This window comes from Photobacterium kishitanii (assembly GCF_003026355.1).
GTDB lineage: Bacteria > Pseudomonadota > Gammaproteobacteria > Enterobacterales > Vibrionaceae > Photobacterium > Photobacterium kishitanii.
The window spans coordinates 53,564-68,021 of record NZ_PYON01000010.1; the positions used below are offsets into that span (position 1 = coordinate 53,564).

Below are 14,458 nucleotides of genomic sequence, written 5' to 3' on the forward strand. Positions count from 1 at the left end.
AAGACGTCAACACTTCTAGACGTCCATATGTCTTTGCTTATAGCAGTAAATCCCGCTAAAATTCAGTTATTGAAAAAAATAGTCGTGATCTAGCAACAGTTGTATACCGCGATAGAGGACAAACTAACGATGTTCACGTAATATCGCCGCCTATCATGACTATGTACTAACAACCGTCATCGCGACATTGTTATCATCATTAATTAAACATCGCTGAGAAGGTAAAACATGGCAAAGTGGAATGGCGAATATATTAGCCCTTATGCAGAACACGGTAAGAAAAATGAACAAGTAAAAAAAATTACAGTGTCTATTCCATTAAAGGTTCTCAAAATTCTTACTGATGAACGTACCCGTCGTCAGGTCAATAACCTGCGCCACGCGACCAACAGTGAACTCCTTTGTGAAGCTTTCTTGCACGCTTACACGGGCCAACCGCTACCGACTGATGATGATATTCGTAAAGATCACCCCGATGATCTACCTGCCGAAGCCAAAGCATTGATGGAAGCGATGGGAATAAGCTACGAAGACATTAATGAATAATACGTACATGCGATAGCAAAAAACCAGCTTTATGCTGGTTTTTTTAGATCTGGTAAATTTATGCCATAAAAAAAGGGATGCTTGCGCATCCCTTTTTTTTAAATTCAGTTGGCAAGTAATTACTTGCTACCAAGCGCACCAAAACGCTTGTTGAATTTGTCCACACGACCGCCTGAGCTAACTTGACGTTGCTTACCAGTGTAGAATGGGTGACACTTATCGCATACATCAAGGTTGATGTCTTTGCTCATAGTAGAGTTAAATACGAAAGTGTTGCCACAAGAACAACGTGCGTTTACTTCTTTGTATTCTGGGTGGATACCTTGTTTCATGGGGAAACCTCAAGTTAAGGCCGTGTCGCTCTCCCGATCCAAAGCCGGGCACCACACGTGGTTAATAAAATAGTCTGTCGTAGATTTACGACAAATCAGGCGGCGTATAGTAATCAATCATTCCCCATAGATCAACTCAGACATTGTTTTTATCGTTCTTTTATTCACAACTAAAACAGTAAATAATAGTCGTTAAATTGCAGTACTTATCCAATATCACTCGATCTGTTACTATTTAGTACAAGCTCAATTAAAGCGATAACATATGACCCACCCAATAGCACGCGTTGCTTTACCTGTCCCATTAGACAAAAACTTTGATTATTTAATCAAACCTAACACTACCCCCGTCATTGGTGGGCGCGTACTGGTACCTTTTGGTCGACAGCGATTGGTGGGGATCGTAATTGCTATTGGTAATGATTCTGATTTCCCAATTCAACAATTAAAACCCATTCAACAAGTATTGGATAATCAGCCATTATGGCAACCAGCATTATTTGAACTGCTAAAATGGGCCAGCAGTTATTATCAGTATCCGTTAGGTGATGCTTTAGCCAATGCGATGCCAGCATTACTGCGTAAAGGTCGAGAAGCTTCCGCAGCGACATTAAAATATTGGCAGCTCACTGATACAGGCCGTGAACAACCGCTCAATGGTTTAAAGCGCGCGCCTAAACAAGCTCAAATTCTAAATCTATTGCGCAATGGCCCACTTAGTCATGATAGTTTACTTAGCCATGATGTTAGCAGTGCGACTTTAAAAGCCGTGATGCAAAAAGGCTGGATCAGCGAACAACAACATCAGCCAAAGCAACTACAGTGGCAACCGCAGTTTGCTATTACCGAACAGAAACCACGTTTAAATGAAGAACAAGCATTAGCTATCGCCACCGTTAACAGCAACCCCCATTTTGGTTGTTATCTGTTAGATGGTGTAACGGGCTCAGGTAAAACCGAAGTTTATCTCAATCTGCTCGAGCCTATTTTAGCTGCGGGTAAACAAGCACTTATTTTAGTACCTGAAATCGGCTTAACGCCGCAAACCATTAACCGTTTTAAGCGCCGCTTTAATGTTCCTTTAGAAACCGTGCACTCTGGTTTAAATGATAGTGAACGCATGACAGCATGGCTTGCTGGACGTGATAACCAAGCTGGGATCATTATCGGTACTCGTTCGGCACTGTTTACTCCCTTTGCTAACCTTGGGATTATTATTGTTGATGAGGAGCATGATGCCTCTTATAAACAACAAGACAGTCTGCGTTATCACGCTCGAGATCTGGCAGTAATGCGCGCTAACAAAGAAAATATTCCCATTATATTAGGCTCTGCAACACCAGCACTTGAAACCTTACATAATGCGCAAACGGGTAAATACCATTATTTAACCCTCTCAAAGCGAGCGGGTAATGCGAGTGCAGCACGTCATGGGGTAATTGATGTCAAAGGCTTGTATTTAAACGCAGGTTTATCTGCACCACTGATAGCTGAAATGCGCAAACACCTCAATGCGGGTAATCAGGTAATGCTGTTTCTTAATCGGCGTGGCTTTTCGCCTGCAATGATGTGTCATGAATGTGGCTGGATCGCTGAGTGTAATCGTTGTGACGCTTATTACACCCTTCACCAACAATCTGGTGAATTGCGCTGCCATCACTGTGCTACTCAGCGACCAATTATGCACCAATGCCAACAATGCGGCTCAACCCAACTGCTACCGGTTGGTGTCGGCACCGAGCAACTTGAAGCACAACTGGCAGAGTTATTTCCTGAATTTAAAACGGTACGTATTGATCGTGATAGCACCCGTCGTAAAGGCTCACTAGAAAACTATTTAGAAGCGATTAAAAACAATGAGTATCAAATTTTAATCGGCACCCAAATGCTAGCCAAAGGTCATCACTTTCCGAATGTCACTTTAGTAGCACTCATTGATGTTGATAGTGCTTTATTCAGCAATGACTTTCGCGCTTCAGAACGATTAGCGCAGTTATTTATTCAAGTTGCAGGTCGTGCAGGACGCGCCAGTAAACCCGGTGCGGTATTATTGCAGACCCATCATCCTGAGCATCAGCTGCTACAATCATTGCTGCACAAAGGCTATGGTGTTTTTTCTCAGGCAGCATTAACTGAACGTCGCCAAGCATTATTACCGCCATTTACTCACTTAGTGTTACTGCGCGCCGAAGCCAATGACAGTGATTTAGTGTGTCAATTTTTACAACAAATTCGCGCCATTTTTGAAGCAAGTCCAGTTTACGACCAAGATTGTTGTGTTTTAGGACCTAACCCAGCCCCTCTTGCTCGACGTGCAGGACGGTTTCGATGGCAACTCATTTTACAAATACCCAATCGCAAGAAACTGCAACAGATGCTTACTATTGCTAAGCCTGCGATCCAACTTTTACCTTTAGCCAAAAAAATTCGCTGGTCAATTGATGTCGAACCGCAAGATTTAACTTAAACTAGACAATGCGATGCAGTTCACATAGCGAATGTAATTTATGCTATTGGAAGCAAGTTTCAGCTTCTGGATCCATTCTACAATATGAATATGAATTGACTGTTTTCAGTCGGTTACGATTAGCTGGTGAGTATATCTGAATATTTTTTGTCACAGATAACCAGCTCTACACTAGAGAGATATAGCAAAGAGGAAAGCACTATGGCGACAATGAAGGACGTTGCCCAGCTAGCCGGGGTATCAACCGCGACGGTTTCGCGCGCGCTAATGAACCCGGAAAAAGTATCGGCATCAACTAGGAAAAAGGTTGAGCAAGCCGTAATGGAAGCTGGATATTCACCAAACTCACTTGCACGTAACCTACGCCGCAATGAATCGAAAACCATCGTGACTATTGTGCCGGATATCTGTGATCCTTATTTCACTGAAATTATTCGTGGAATTGAAGAAGCGGCGATGGAAAATGGTTATTTAGTGTTACTGGGTGACAGCGGCCAACAACAACGTCGAGAAAACTCATTTGCTAATTTAGTGTTTACTAAGCAAGCAGATGGCATGTTGTTATTAGGTAATAACTTACCATTTGACGTCAGTAAACCTGAACAAAAAAACCTGCCACCATTAGTAATGGCATGTGAATATGCACCAGAACTTGAATTGCCAACGGTCCATATTGATAATCTCACCGCCGCTTTTGATGCAGTCAATTATCTCACTCAGATGGGCCATAAACGGATCGCTCAAATCACAGGCCCAGATAAAGCAGCCCTATCTCAGTTCCGCCAACAAGGCTACCAACAGGCATTGCGTCGTGCAGGGATCACTCTAAATCCAGCCTACACCATTAAAGGTGATTTCAGCTTTGCAGCAGGCGCGCGCGCTATTACCGCATTACTTGCGTTACCAGAACCACCAACGGCATTATTTTGTCATTCAGATGTAATGGCTATTGGCGCGATGCAACAAGCTAAACGCCTTGGTTTACGAGTACCCCATGATATTTCTATTGTTGGTTTCGATGATATTCAATTTGCAGAATATTGCGATCCACCGTTAACGACAGTTTCACAGCCGCGTTATGAAATAGGTCGTCAGGCAATGTTAATGTTACTTGAATTGCTCAAAGGTAAAGATGTTCAGGCAGGTTCACGATTACTGGATGCAAAACTAGTCATTCGTGAAAGTGCAGCGCCACCAAGTCGCTAATTGATCCTCCCCATATTTGACGCGTTACCGTACCGAGATCATAAAACCGATCATCTTTGTCGTAATATGGGGTTAATTATCAGCGAAACCGCGATAATAACTGGTCAGGATCAATCCAACTTTGTAACATAGAGTACTGTCTATCTTCCCAACTAATTTGTCGATATTGTGGCTACTAAAGATTATGTGAAACGCGGGCGCTCAGCAAAACCAGCGCCAATAAAGGCAAAAGCCAACCCTAAAGGCAAAAAGGCACCGACAACTGGTTTTTCAACCAAGTGGGCTGCTTTGGCTGTTATATTAGTGTGTGGGCTGATTGCGGGTTTATTTTTCCTTTCAGGCACTGATGTTCCTGAAACAGCACCAGTCACACCTGCGGCCATTATTGCAAAACCGCAACCAGCGAAAACCAATACCAACGCCTTACCGCCAAAACCTGAAGAAAAATGGCGCTATATTCAGGAGTTGGAAAATAAAAAGGTTATTGTGCCAGTATTAACGCCTAAGCAAGTTATTGCTGAGGATAAGCCAACTAAACCTTATCTACTACAATGTGGTGCTTACCATAGCCAAGCCCAAGCTAATGAACGCCGAGCAACCATTGCGTTTCAAGGCTTAAACAGTCAAATAAAAGTCTCAACTAACGACAAAGGAACGTGGTTCCGAGTTGTTCTTGGGCCTTATAAAGATAAACGTCTAGCAATGGATGATCAGAATAAATTACAACAACACGGCATTAGCCCTTGTGCAATTTGGTTCTGGGAATAATCATAACCACGATAGATAACAATCAAGGATGCCTTAGTGGCATCCTTTTTTATCAATGCTATTGTTAACCTTCGACACTAAGCAATTGTCACACCGCACCTTGAAAAGCCACATTACTATCCCCAGATCTATTACCATTAACGATGCCGGCTAACGTCGGAGCTAAATCAAAGAGGATTTAACGTGACAACTATTGTATCTGTTCGTCGTAACGACAAAGTCGTAATTGCTGGTGATGGTCAAGTGTCACTTGGCAATACCGTAATGAAAGGCAACGCTCGCAAAGTTCGTCGTCTTTATAACGATAAAGTACTCGCTGGTTTTGCTGGCGGCACCGCTGATGCCTTTACTTTATTTGAGCGTTTTGAACGTAAGTTAGAGATGCACCAAGGCCACTTATTAAAATCTGCGGTTGAATTAGCTAAAGATTGGCGTACCGATCGTGCTCTACGTAAGCTAGAAGCATTATTAGTCGTCGCTGATGAAACGGGTTCATTAATCATTACTGGTAATGGTGATGTAGTGCAACCAGAGCATGATTTAGTTGCGATTGGTTCTGGCGGTAACTTTGCCCAAGCCGCTGCCATTGCATTATTAGAAAACACTGATCTTAGCGCGCGTGAAATTGCTGAAAAAGCGCTGAATATTGCTGGTGATATTTGTGTGTTTACCAACCACAATCACACTATTGAAGAACTAGAAACTAAGTAAGGAAGTTGCAATGTCTGATATGACTCCTCGCGAAATCGTTCATGAGCTTGACCGCCATATCATCGGTCAAGACAAAGCCAAGCGAGCAGTTGCGATTGCACTGCGTAACCGCTGGCGTCGTATGCAGCTTCCTGAAGAGCTGCGAGTAGAAGTAACCCCTAAAAATATTCTGATGATTGGTCCTACCGGTGTAGGTAAAACTGAAATAGCGCGCCGATTAGCGAAACTGGCTAATGCACCGTTCATTAAAGTTGAAGCCACTAAATTTACTGAAGTCGGTTATGTGGGTAAGGAAGTCGAAACCATTATTCGCGATCTTACCGATGTGGCAGTAAAAATGACCCATCAACAAGCCACTGAAAAAGTACGCTTCCATGCTGAAGAATTAGCAGAAGAACGTATTCTTGATGTGCTATTACCACCAGCACGTGATGCTTGGGGTAAAAACGAAGAAGCGCCAGCCGAATCAACCACTCGTCAATCTTTCCGTAAGAAATTGCGTGAAGGCAAACTTGATGATAAAGAAATAGAAATCGATGTTGCAGCGCCACAAATGGGCGTTGAAATCATGGCGCCTCCTGGTATGGAAGAAATGACCAACCAGTTGCAAGGTATGTTCCAAAATCTTGCTGGCAACACCAGTAAAAAACGCAAAATGAAAATCAAAGATGCGTTAAAAGCAGCAACTGAAGAAGAAGCCGCTAAACTGGTTAATCAAGAAGAACTTAAAGAACAAGCTATTTTTGCTGTTGAAAATAACGGCATCGTTTTTATTGATGAAATCGATAAGATTTGTAAGCGTGGCGAATCATCAGGTCCTGACGTTTCTCGCGAAGGTGTACAACGTGATCTATTACCATTAGTCGAAGGCAGCACGGTTTCAACTAAACATGGTATGGTTAAAACCGATCATATTTTATTTATCGCATCAGGTGCATTCCAAGTTGCTAAACCATCAGATTTAATTCCAGAACTACAAGGTCGTTTACCGATTCGAGTTGAACTAGAAGCGCTGACTAGCCATGACTTTAAACGTATCCTTACTGAACCAAAAGCATCGCTAACACAACAATACGTAGCGCTAATGGCAACTGAGTCTGTTGATATCGAATTTACCACTGATGGTGTCGACAGCTTGGCTGAAGCGGCATGGCAGGTAAATGAGCGCACCGAAAACATTGGTGCACGTCGTTTATACACTGTGATGGAACGCTTAATGGAAGAAATTTCTTATGATGCTAGCGAAAAATCTGGTGAGAAATTCCTGATCGATGATGCTTATGTACAAACACGCCTAGGCGAATTTGTTGCTGATGAAGATCTTAGTCGCTTCATCCTATAATCAAACTAAAGACAGTTATTAACTCTAAAAACGGTGCGTTCTATCGCACCGTTTTTTTTTGTTCTTTAACAAACATTGATGGGATAAATTTGCGCATGACCAAATTTACGCCATAATACCTTTTCAATATTCACTTTAAGTATCTAATTTATGAACTCACCCTCTTCACTGACAATTTGGTTAGATGCCGCAAGACCAAAAACCTTACCCCTCGCCATCGCATCAATTGTATGCGGCAGCGCGGTGGCAGAATGGCACGGCAGTTTTTCTGCTAGCATTGCAGCGCTCGCTTTATTAACCGCCCTTTTGTTGCAAATACTATCTAACCTTGCCAATGATTATGGCGATGCCGTTAAGGGCACTGATAACGATGATCGTTTAGGTCCTCAACGAGCAATACAATCAGGTTTAGTCTCTGCAGCGACAATGCGCAAGGCGATGATTATTAACATCATCCTCACCGCAATCAGTGGCTTAACATTAATATTAATCTCATGTAAAAACCCGCATGACATCGTTGGATTTCTCGTACTCGGATTGCTAGCGATTGCCGCTTCCATTGCGTATACCGTGGGAAATAAACCCTATGGTTACCGTGGCCTTGGTGATCTATCAGTACTGATCTTTTTCGGATGGCTTGGTGTTGCTGGCACTTATTATTTACAAGCAGGACAAATTGATTCATTAATTATGCTACCAGCAACTGCGTGCGGTTTATTAGCTGTTGGCGTATTAAATATCAATAACCTGCGTGATATTGATAATGATAAGGCCTGCGGTAAACAAACATTAGTGGTACGTATGGGGCCACAATGGGGACGTAAATATCACTTGGTATTACTCACTGCAAGTGTGGTGTGTTTTTGTTTATTTGCGCTGTTAGAAGTCAAATCCATCTTTGGATGGTTATTTATTCTAAGTTTACCATTACTGATTAATCATGGTCGCCAAGTGTACTATTCTACCGATGGTGCAGCTCTCAGACCCATGATGGCAACAATGGTAAAATGTGCTTTAATCACCAACCTTTTGTTTGCAGTTGGTATGATGCTAGCCTAATAGTGAATACGAATTGCAATGCGATATCAACTGGTTATAATTTAAGCAAATCACTTTTTGTTTTCAGCTACCAATAAGAAGCCTGCTCATGGAATATAATACGTCTGAACTTTGTGATATCTATCTCGATCAAGTTGATGTGGTTGAACCTATGTTCAGCTCTTACGGTGGCCGCAGTTCATTTAGCGGTCAAATTACGACTGTGAAGTGTTTTGAAGATAATGGCGTTATTCATGACGTTTTATCTCAAGCAGGCACTGGGCGAGTATTATTAGTTGATGGCGGTGGTTCATTACGCCGCGCTTTAATTGATATCGATTTAGCGCAATTGGCAGTTGAAAACCAATGGGAAGGATTAATCATTTATGGCAGCGTGCGCCATGTTGATGAGCTTGATGAACTCGATTTAGGCATTCAGGCATTAGCCGCAATTCCTGTTGGTGCAGACCAACAAGTCATTGGTGAAATTGATGTCGCAGTAAACTTTGGTGGGGTAACATTTTTACCTGAAGATCATATTTATGCTGATAATACTGGTGTGATTTTATCTCCAGAAGCATTAGATCTTGATTAATCTATAGCTATATAACCACTCAATAAAATATCAGCTCGACATAGCGCCCTATTCAAGATGCTATACCGAGCTGATAATCATATTAAACTAAAGATGCGCTTATTCTACGCTATCCATTTTACCTAGTAGCGTACGTACGCGATCTTGCCATACGTTATGCTCACCACGTAGTTTTTCGTTATCTTGAACAAGACTCTCACGACCAGAGCGTAGTTCTTGTGCTTCCATAGCTAGGCTATCATTTTTTTCTTTTAGTTCATCAATTTCCATTTGTAGCAAAGAAATTGAATCCACAGCCATTTGAACTTTGGCTTCCAATTTTTCCAACATTTCTAGAGACATATTGTTCACCTGATCTATGCCCATATATTTACCTTAACAATTGAAGGTAATCTCTACGAGCAGGGTTATATATATTTACTTACCCGCTATTCTAGCGAGGCAATGACCCGCTGACATCTACATTTCCATTGCATTAGCGCAAATGAATAAAAATCATACAAGTCTGATGTGATTTTTGCAAAGTAAGCTGATATCAACCTAATTTAGCAGCTAAAAACAGCTAAATTCAACGACCTTAAGCACGATTTATAACGCTTCAATACCTTCAATACTGCGTTCCACATCCAGCCAGCAATAATGCGATATCTGCGAACTTTCTCAAATTCTATACCACATTACCATGATAATTTAGCGCCGCGATTTTATCTTCCATCGTTGTCACTAAAACCAACAGCTCTAGCGCATTATTAATGTCACGATCAATGATCTCACCCTCTCAAAATGACAATAAAAAGCCACCAAACGCTCACTTTAGAAAATAATAAGCGCTCGAACGCACATTTCTGAGCCATTATTATTTTAAAAAAAAGTAACTCTTGTAAATTATCGAGCATAAAAATAACGAAATACCCTACATCACCCATCAAAAGGACTGACAATAATGACAAGTTCCAAACCTAATGCGCTCGTCGGAGAATGTTTTGCGGAATTTATCGGTACTGGATTACTGATATTTTTTGGTGTTGGCTGTGTCGCAGCGATGAAATTAACTGGCGCGGACTTTGGTCAGTGGGAAATAAGTATCATGTGGGGACTTGGTGTTGCCATTGCTATTTATGTCACCGCTGGCGTTTCTGGTGCCCATTTAAACCCCGCAGTGACCATTGCACTTGCTAGTTTCCATGGTTTTAATAAACGTAAAGTGTTGCCGTATATTATGGCGCAACTATTAGGTGCTTTCGCGGCAGCAGCATTAGTTTACGGTTTATACAGCAACCTCTTTCATGATTATGAAACCAGTCATAATATTATTCGTGGCGCAGCTGCTAGTCTTGATACCGCCTCTATTTTTTCAACTTTTCCTCACCCTTCTTTAAGTTTTGGCGGTGCATTTGCAGTTGAATTCACCATTACAGCAGTCTTAATGTTTGCCATTTTAGCCATTGGTGATGATAAAAATGGCGCTCCTCGTGGCGCAATGGGTCCATTGTTGATTGGCTTATTAATTGCCGTGATTGGTGGCTCTCTGGGTCCATTAACTGGTTTTGCGATGAATCCAGCACGTGATTTTGGCCCGAAACTACTGACTTTCTTTGCCGGTTGGGACAGCATTGCCCTGACAGGTGGTAAAGATATTCCTTACTTTATCGTACCGATTCTCGCGCCAATTTGTGGTGCACTTTTTGGTAGCTGGGCTTACCCTAAATTTGTCGGACTTTACCTGCCTGGCAACAAATGTACTCTACCTAATAAATGCGAAGGTAATACTGATACACCCAAAGTTGAAGCATAATATTTTATCCAACAATAAGGTCTAGGGGCCAGTAACTACTGCGCCCTTAGCCAATACCTACTCTACATACATATAATAAAGATAACGAGGAACTCATCATGACTACTGAACGAAAATATATTGTCGCGCTAGATCAAGGAACAACCAGTTCTCGCGCAGTGGTGCTCGATCACAATGCCAATATCGTTTGTTCGTCACAACGCGAATTCACTCAAATCTACCCTAAAGCAGGTTGGGTTGAGCATGATCCTCTTGAAATTTACGCGACTCAAAGCTCCACCATGGTAGAGGCACTCGCTAAAGCAGGCATTCGTAGTGATCAAGTAGCAGCCATTGGTATCACTAACCAACGCGAAACCACTATTGTTTGGAATAAAAAAACCGGTAAACCCGTTTATAACGCTATCGTATGGCAGTGTCGCCGTACCGCTGATATGTGTGAAGAATTAAAACAACAGGGCTTAACTGATTATATTCGTGAAACGACAGGGTTAGTGGTTGACCCGTATTTCTCTGGTACCAAAGTTAAATGGATCCTTGATAACGTTGAAGGGGCTCGTGAGCAAGCTGAGGCGGGTGAATTATTATTTGGCACTGTTGATACTTGGTTAATTTGGAAAATGACCCAAGGCCGTGTTTTTGTTACCGATTACACCAATGCCTCTCGCACCATGTTATTTAATATCAACAGCTTACAATGGGATGAGAAATTACTCGCCGCCCTTAATATCCCCCTATCAATGATGCCAGAAGTCAAAGCTTCATCGGAAGTGTATGGCCAAACTAACATCGGTGGTAAAGGTGGTACTCGAATCCCAATTGCAGGTATTGCTGGCGACCAACAAGCGGCCTTATTTGGCCAAATGTGTGTCTCGGCAGGACAAGCTAAAAATACTTATGGTACTGGCTGTTTCTTACTAATGAACACCGGTAAAGAAAAAGTCACCTCGCATAACGGTCTATTAACTACCCTCGCTTGTGGTCCTAAAGGCGATGTCGCCTACGCGCTTGAGGGGGCGGTATTTATGGGCGGAGCGTCAATTCAATGGCTGCGCGATGAGGTTAAATTACTCAGTGATGCCAACGATTCAGAATACTTCGCAGAGAAAGTTGGTAGTGCTAACGGCGTTTATGTCGTTCCAGCCTTTACGGGTTTAGGTGCACCTTATTGGGACCCATATGCACGTGGAGCGATTGTGGGTTTAACCCGTGGCGTTAACTCTAATCACATTATTCGTGCCACCCTTGAGAGTGTCGCTTACCAAACCCGTGATGTACTGGATGCAATGCAAGCTGACTCTGGCATTAAACTCGATATATTACGTGTTGATGGTGGTGCCGTTGCTAATAACTTCTTAATGCAATTCCAAGCCGATATTTTAGCAACTGAAGTTCATCGCCCAGTCGTTACTGAAGTTACCGCACTTGGCGCCGCTTACTTAGCCGGTCTCGCGATTGGTTTTTGGGACAGTATTGATGAGCTCAAACATAAATCACAATTAGATCGTAGTTTCCTCCCTTGTAGCGACGACAAGAAACGTAATCGTCGTTACCGTGGTTGGCAACGTGCCGTTGAGTGTGCCAAAGGTTGGGCATTTGACGAAGAAGATGACGACGAGTAATAGTATTTAATTCCATTGCAGGCCTGCTCGTTATAGCAGGCCTTTTTATTTACTCTCAACATATAATGCTGATTCTGTTGCGTTAGATCATCAACCGCCAACGTTGACAATCTAATTTCCCACCGTGTTGATAACTCAATTATGCTAGAATTTACACTAAATTTTTAAACCCTTGCACCACCAATTTCTATATCTGGAGTTATCATGAAAGGCGATTTAGCAATAGCATTTGCTCGTGTTACCGAAGGCGCAGCCCTTGCTGGCCATAAATGGTTAGGCCGTGGCGATAAAATGGCGGCTGACAATGCTGCGGTAGAAGTAATGCGAACCCTACTCAACCACACCAATATTAATGGTGAGATTGTTATTGGTGAAGGTGAAATCGACGAAGCTCCAATGCTTTATATTGGTGAGCACGTTGGCTGTGGTGGCTGTGCAGTTGATATCGCTGTCGATCCAATTGAAGGTACCCGCATGACGGCAATGGGACAAAATAATGCCCTCGCCGTACTCGCTGCAGGCGAAAAAGGTAGCCTGTTAAAAGCACCAGATATGTACATGGAAAAACTGGTTGTAGGCCCGCAAGCCAAAGGGGTTATCGATCTTGATAAGCCATTAGCAGATAACTTTGCCGCCATTGCTAAAGCACTTAATAAGCCACTGAGTGAACTCGTCGTAACTATTCTTGCTAAGCCTCGCCATGATCAATTAATCACTGAAATGCACGCGATGGGAGTACGAGTCTTTGCTTTCCCTGATGGTGATGTCGCAGCGTCAATTCTCACTTGTATGCCAGAGAGCGATGTTGATGTCATGTATTGCATTGGTGGCGCACCAGAAGGCGTGGTTTCTGCTGCCGCTATCCGCGCATTAGGTGGTGACATGCAAGGTCGTTTACTGCCACGTCACCATGTAAAAGGTGATACTGAAGAAAATCGCCGTTTAGGTGAAATGGAAATCCGTCGTTGTGCTGAAATGGGGATTGAACCTAACAAATTACTTCGTCTTGAAGATATGGCTCATAGTGATGATGTTATTTTTGCAGGTACCGGTATCACTAAAGGTGATTTAGTTGAAGGCATTCAACGCCAAGGTAATATTGCGACCACTGAAACTCTGCTGATTAGTGGTCAATGCGGCACAATGCGTCGTATCAAATCCAGCTACGACTTAACCCGTCAGGATGATGCCGTTAAGCAACATACGTTATAACGCTTCCAACGTTACGCATAGAAAATGCACTGCGGTGCATTTTTTATGCCTACTACCCACTGATTTAGCCCTACTTTAGTAACCACTGTTATTCCATTCTTAAACCTTAGAAGTCCTATTTTTAACTCATTATTATATTGTAAAGATATTGCTTTATTTAATAAGCTGATCCCATAATATAATAAGAGCAGCAATGATGACTGATTATGAAAACTATTGAAAAAATTCTCTATCACATCAAATGTGATGGCCCTGTTACCGCTAAAGTGTTAGCCGACAAATTCCAATTAACCACCATGGGGGTTCGTCAACATTTACAAGCGATGGAAGAACAAGGGTTAGTCGATTCTTATGATGTAAAAGTCAAAGTTGGACGCCCAACGCGCCATTGGCAGCTAACATCTCAAGGCCACCACCGTTTTAGTGATCACCATAGCGAACTTGCGGTACAAACACTCGATGCGGTAAATGATTTATTTGGTCAGCAAGGGTTACAAGCAATCATCGCTAAACGTGAACAACAGACTTTACATCACTATCAGGCCGCTATCGCTGATTGCCATGATTTAAAAAGTAAGCTGGTCACCCTGACAGAGCTACGCCAGCATGATGGCTATATGGCTGAACTTATTTGTGATGATAATGGCTTTTTATTAATTGAAAATCATTGCCCTATTTGTCTTGCCGCTAGCCACTGTCCATCTCTTTGTCAGTCTGAGCTGGCTATTTTTCAACAATTATTAGGCAACAGCACACTCATCCAACGTCAAGAGCATATCATTACAGGTCAAAGACGCTGTGCTTATCGAATAACATCCAAATAA

The 14,458-nt window shown here is 42.4% G+C and carries 14 protein-coding genes; 12 read left to right on the forward strand and 2 right to left on the reverse strand.

The features are described 5' to 3' along the window. Positions 1-228 precede the first annotated feature (228 nt). Complete coding sequence (metJ, locus tag C0W29_RS12740; protein WP_036789456.1) at positions 229-546, forward strand: met regulon transcriptional regulator MetJ; 318 nt, start codon at positions 229-231, stop codon at positions 544-546. Between the two features lie 119 nt (positions 547-665). Here the strand turns inward: metJ and rpmE are convergent, their stop codons facing one another. Further along, positions 666-878: a 50S ribosomal protein L31 gene (gene rpmE, locus C0W29_RS12745; protein ID WP_045042350.1), complete on the reverse strand. Its 213-nt coding sequence runs from the start codon at positions 876-878 to the stop codon at positions 666-668. A gap of 265 nt (positions 879-1,143) precedes the next feature. On the opposite strand from rpmE, the gene priA reads away from it, so the two are divergent. From priA to rraA, 7 genes are all read left to right on the forward strand, one after another. Continuing rightward, positions 1,144-3,345 (forward strand): primosomal protein N', encoded by a 2,202-nt coding sequence (gene priA / locus C0W29_RS12750; RefSeq protein ID WP_045045190.1) that lies wholly within the window; start codon positions 1,144-1,146, stop codon positions 3,343-3,345. Positions 3,346-3,501: 156 nt separating this feature from the next. After that, positions 3,502-4,551, forward strand: coding sequence for a DNA-binding transcriptional regulator CytR (cytR, locus tag C0W29_RS12755; RefSeq protein WP_258179295.1), 1,050 nt, complete (start codon positions 3,502-3,504; stop codon positions 4,549-4,551). Positions 4,552-4,719: 168 nt separating this feature from the next. After that, positions 4,720-5,319 (forward strand): SPOR domain-containing protein, encoded by a 600-nt coding sequence (locus C0W29_RS12760; RefSeq protein WP_045042352.1) that lies wholly within the window; start codon positions 4,720-4,722, stop codon positions 5,317-5,319. Between the two features lie 183 nt (positions 5,320-5,502). Further along, entirely contained in the window at positions 5,503-6,030 is a 528-nt protein-coding gene (gene hslV / locus C0W29_RS12765; protein WP_036789451.1) for an ATP-dependent protease subunit HslV, read from the forward strand. A gap of 10 nt (positions 6,031-6,040) precedes the next feature. Further along, a complete protein-coding gene (gene hslU / locus C0W29_RS12770; protein ID WP_045042353.1) occupies positions 6,041-7,372 on the forward strand; it encodes an HslU--HslV peptidase ATPase subunit in 1,332 nt (443 codons plus the stop codon). A 150-nt stretch (positions 7,373-7,522) separates the two neighbouring features. Continuing rightward, entirely contained in the window at positions 7,523-8,431 is a 909-nt protein-coding gene (locus C0W29_RS12775) for a 1,4-dihydroxy-2-naphthoate polyprenyltransferase (protein ID WP_036789449.1), read from the forward strand. Positions 8,432-8,519: 88 nt separating this feature from the next. Further along, positions 8,520-9,005, forward strand: coding sequence for a ribonuclease E activity regulator RraA (rraA, locus tag C0W29_RS12780; RefSeq protein WP_036789448.1), 486 nt, complete (start codon positions 8,520-8,522; stop codon positions 9,003-9,005). Positions 9,006-9,104: 99 nt separating this feature from the next. Here the strand turns inward: rraA and zapB are convergent, their stop codons facing one another. Then, on the reverse strand, positions 9,105-9,347 hold the full coding sequence (gene zapB, locus C0W29_RS12785; protein ID WP_036789682.1) for a cell division protein ZapB: 243 nt from the start codon (positions 9,345-9,347) through the stop codon (positions 9,105-9,107). A gap of 601 nt (positions 9,348-9,948) precedes the next feature. Here zapB and C0W29_RS12790 point away from each other — a divergent pair. The 4 genes from C0W29_RS12790 to C0W29_RS12805 all read left to right on the forward strand — a co-directional run bounded on the left by C0W29_RS12790 (position 9,949) and on the right by C0W29_RS12805 (position 14,458). Further along, positions 9,949-10,800: an MIP/aquaporin family protein gene (locus tag C0W29_RS12790; protein WP_045042355.1), complete on the forward strand. Its 852-nt coding sequence runs from the start codon at positions 9,949-9,951 to the stop codon at positions 10,798-10,800. 98 nt (positions 10,801-10,898) lie between these two features. Beyond that, positions 10,899-12,422 carry a glycerol kinase GlpK gene (gene glpK / locus C0W29_RS12795; RefSeq protein ID WP_045045191.1) on the forward strand — a complete coding sequence of 508 codons (1,524 nt, stop codon included), beginning with the start codon at positions 10,899-10,901 and terminating at the stop codon, positions 12,420-12,422. Between the two features lie 204 nt (positions 12,423-12,626). After that, the gene (glpX, locus tag C0W29_RS12800; protein ID WP_045042357.1) at positions 12,627-13,634 is read left to right on the forward strand and encodes a class II fructose-bisphosphatase; all 1,008 of its coding nucleotides are present in this window, start codon (positions 12,627-12,629) and stop codon (positions 13,632-13,634) included. A 206-nt stretch (positions 13,635-13,840) separates the two neighbouring features. Next, positions 13,841-14,458, forward strand: coding sequence for a helix-turn-helix transcriptional regulator (locus C0W29_RS12805; protein ID WP_045042358.1), 618 nt, complete (start codon positions 13,841-13,843; stop codon positions 14,456-14,458).

Excerpts from the sequence above, each read along its gene's own strand:
- metJ (WP_036789456.1), top strand. The coding sequence starts at position 229 with ATGGCAAAGTGGAATGGCGAATATATTAGCCCTTATGCAGAACACGGT.
- rpmE (WP_045042350.1), bottom strand. The coding sequence starts at position 878 with ATGAAACAAGGTATCCACCCAGAATACAAAGAAGTAAACGCACGTTGT.
- priA (WP_045045190.1), top strand. The coding sequence starts at position 1,144 with ATGACCCACCCAATAGCACGCGTTGCTTTACCTGTCCCATTAGACAAA.
- hslU (WP_045042353.1), top strand. The coding sequence starts at position 6,041 with ATGTCTGATATGACTCCTCGCGAAATCGTTCATGAGCTTGACCGCCAT.
- C0W29_RS12775 (WP_036789449.1), top strand. The coding sequence starts at position 7,523 with ATGAACTCACCCTCTTCACTGACAATTTGGTTAGATGCCGCAAGACCA.
- rraA (WP_036789448.1), top strand. The coding sequence starts at position 8,520 with ATGGAATATAATACGTCTGAACTTTGTGATATCTATCTCGATCAAGTT.
- zapB (WP_036789682.1), bottom strand. The coding sequence starts at position 9,347 with ATGTCTCTAGAAATGTTGGAAAAATTGGAAGCCAAAGTTCAAATGGCT.
- C0W29_RS12790 (WP_045042355.1), top strand. The coding sequence starts at position 9,949 with ATGACAAGTTCCAAACCTAATGCGCTCGTCGGAGAATGTTTTGCGGAA.
- glpK (WP_045045191.1), top strand. The coding sequence starts at position 10,899 with ATGACTACTGAACGAAAATATATTGTCGCGCTAGATCAAGGAACAACC.
- glpX (WP_045042357.1), top strand. The coding sequence starts at position 12,627 with ATGAAAGGCGATTTAGCAATAGCATTTGCTCGTGTTACCGAAGGCGCA.
- C0W29_RS12805 (WP_045042358.1), top strand. The coding sequence starts at position 13,841 with ATGAAAACTATTGAAAAAATTCTCTATCACATCAAATGTGATGGCCCT.